A 3222-nucleotide genomic window follows, 5' to 3' on the forward strand; every position below is an offset into this window, starting at 1 on the left:
AGCTCTCTGTCCCTGCAAGGCACGCCTTCGATCAAGATCTGCGGTGGCCCCAGCCGTAGCATTCAGGTCAACTCCACCTCTACGACGGCAGCCTCCACCGGAGGCAATTCCTCCATCGATCTGTCCCACGCCGGCCCGGCCGACACGAGCGGAAACTGCACCACGGGAACAGGCGCCGACCTCGGAGTAACAGGCGGGCCGAGCACATCKCCCAGCGTAAGCTACGGAACYACCGGGCACTATGTGGAACCAGATTCCTGGATGCAGGATCCTCTSGCSGGYGTCTCRCCYCCCAATGTGGCGRCTCTTCCAACTGCACCGGCTCCGGCAGCGCTTGCRAATRGCACCAGCGGATGTCCGGCATCTCCCAAGAAGGGCTGCATGCTCTATTCGCCTGGCATCTACCCGACCGGAATTGATGGAAAGAAYTCWACYCCCGTGATGAAACCGGGAATCTACTACATTCAGAGCAAAGGCCTGTCGTGTTCGGCGAACTGCGACATGCTCATGGCGACCGGGTTTACTGACGGATCTACCGGTACCAATACAGGTTGGAATGGGACGGCTGCCGGWGGCGGCATCATGGTCTACAACACAGGARSCGGCAWYTTYGACCTTGGCGCCAATGGCACCATCAACCTGATCGGYTCRCCATCKGGWTCKGCCTATAARGGCATTCTCTTYTTYCAGGACCGTACCGCKGCCGCRRCKASWCATAAMCTGGGTGGYGGYGGAGCSATGACGCTGGTTGGGACCATCTACCTGACCAATACCCGCACTACCATGCTGGGTAACGCAGCTCAGTTYCAGCAGCTCAATCTACAGGGCGGGTCGGGAAGCGGCACTCTGGTTCAAGGAGAGATCATCGTTGGAGCCTTGCAACTAGGTGGCAATGGCACCATTACTATGAACCTCAACTCCGCCGCAATTTTCAACGTCAATGAGGTTGCACTGGTGCAATAGCCTCGCGGCTGCATGTAACCGCAAAGACCGTACGACGTGGCGCCATTACTGGTCGTTCCGGACGCGACCATCAGTATCAGGCCAGCGTCCCGAACCATTCCCATTGCCTCTCCCAGACCTCCCTCCCAAGGTCCTTCCGCTTTTTCCAGTTGACAAAATTTTGAACCCGGGCAGCTACACCCTGACGGTGAACCGCATCGGCTTCAAGCGGCTGGAACGTATCCACACCATGGTCGACGTCAACGCCACCAACCAGCAGGACGCCGCGCTGGAGATCGGCGAGACCTCCGAAGTGATCGAGGTGCGCGCCGGCGTGCAGCAGCTGCAGGAGACCACGGGCTCCATGGGCATGATCGTGGAAGAGCGGTCGATCCAGGAACTGCCCTCCATCTACGGCAACCCGTTCACGCTGCAGAACCTGGCGCCGGGCATTATCCCCTCGGGCGTAAATCCGAATATCCATACCTACGACAGCGGCACTGCCAACGTGTCGGTAAATGGCTCGGTGCTGAACTCGCTGGAGTACCGCCTGGACGGCGCCCCGGACAACCGTATCCGCCTCTCCGCATACACCCCATCAACCGAGTTCATCAACCAGTACAAGGTGGAGACGTCGTCGTACGACGCGTCGCAGGGACACTCCGCCGGCGGCTTTGTGAATGTCGCTCTTAAGTCGGGTACGAATGCATTTCATGGATCGGCCTTTGGCTATTACCAGAACCCAACGATGAATGCGAACTACTGGCATCTGGGAAGCCAGCCCGCGGCGAAGGCAGTCTGGCTGCGCGAGGGCGGATCGGTAGGCGGCCCGGTGTGGCGCGACCATGCATTCTTCTTCACTGGATGGGAGCACTCGCGGGCAGCGACACCGAACGTGCTGACGTTTGGCGTACCTCCCAGCGCCTTCCGTAACGGAGACTTCTCGGCGCTGCTGCCGAAGTACCAGCTTTACGATCCGTACTCCAGCCGCACGGTGAACAGCAAAGTGGTTCGCGATCCGTTCCCTGGAAACATCATCCCCAGCTCACGCATTAGCCCCATTGCAGCGGCGGCGTTGAAGTATTACCCGACGCCGAATACAGCCAGCAGCGATCCGGCGGGAGCCAGCAACTATTCCTATGCAGGCGCCGAACCGGATTATTACTACGCCTACGTCGTGCGCAGCGATGTGGCGATCTCGAACCGGCAGTCGATCTATGGCCATTATGTGCAGAGCCGTCGTCTGCAACCGGGCAAAAACGCCTACTTCGGCCAGGTCTCCGGAACAACGCTGACCTACCGCAACAAGGGCGCGGCGGTAGGGTATACCTTCGTGCTCTCACCGACGACGGTGCTCGAAGCTCGTCTCTCGTGGACGCGTTTTGTGAACCAGAACGTCGTGCCGTCGCAGGGCATCCTGAATGCGACCTCGATCGGTATGCCCGGCTATCTGATTAACGGTCTCGGACCGAATGCGCAGGCCTTTCCGCGCCTGGACATTACGGGTTATCAATCGCTGAACTCAGATAACGGCGTGATCTCACACAACGACATCACCATGGGGTCGGTGCAGATCTCGCGCACGCTGGGACGCCACTTCCTGCGTACCGGCTACGAGTACCGCATGTACAACGTCAACGCCGGTATCACGGCGCAGTCGAACGGCCGCTATCAGCACGATGGCCGTTACACGCAGTCGACCAGCGGCGGCTCGGCGAGCATTGACTACTCGCTGGCGCAGTTTGAGATGGGTCTGCCGAATACCTCGGCCATCACCATCAACTCTGACCTGGCGGTGCGGTCGAACTACATGGCCGGTTGGTTCCACGACGACTTCAAGGCGTTGCCGAACCTCACCATCAACCTTGGTCTGCGCTATGAGTACGAAGGTCCGAACAGTGAACGTAACCAGAAGGCGAACACCTACTTCGACTTCAATACAGCAAATCCCATCGCAGCGGCGGCACAGGCAAAGTACGCCACCATTGCGAGCTCGAACTCGACTCTTCCGGCGGCTTCAGCCTGGACGGTCAACGGCGGCCTTCGCTTCCTGGGAGACCAGGGTCTCGACCGCAAGGACTTCGACGCGCAGAAGCTGATGCTGCTGCCGCGTATCGGCTTCTCCTGGCGCTTCATGGACAACACGGTGATGCGTGGCGGTTACGGCCTCTTTGCCGATTCGCTGAGCACCTTCTATCTGTCGGGTGGAAACGGCGGATCGACCTCGACCTTCCTGCTGCCACAGCAGGGCTTCACGGCGACCACCTCGCAGTCGGCGAG

General features: G+C 59.8%; 2 protein-coding genes. Both read left to right on the forward strand.

Annotated features, from left to right (window positions below):
• The first annotated feature begins 738 nt into the window (after positions 1-738).
• Positions 739-963 carry a hypothetical protein gene (locus AB4043_RS22750; RefSeq protein WP_442308182.1) on the forward strand — a complete coding sequence of 75 codons (225 nt, stop codon included), beginning with the start codon at positions 739-741 and terminating at the stop codon, positions 961-963.
• Between the two features lie 160 nt (positions 964-1123).
• The coding region (locus AB4043_RS22755; protein ID WP_442308183.1) for a hypothetical protein at positions 1124-3222 on the forward strand (2099 nt) is incomplete at its 3' end.

It is taken from the genome of Terriglobus sp. YAF25, assembly GCF_052113305.1.
Lineage (GTDB): Bacteria > Acidobacteriota > Terriglobia > Terriglobales > Acidobacteriaceae > Terriglobus.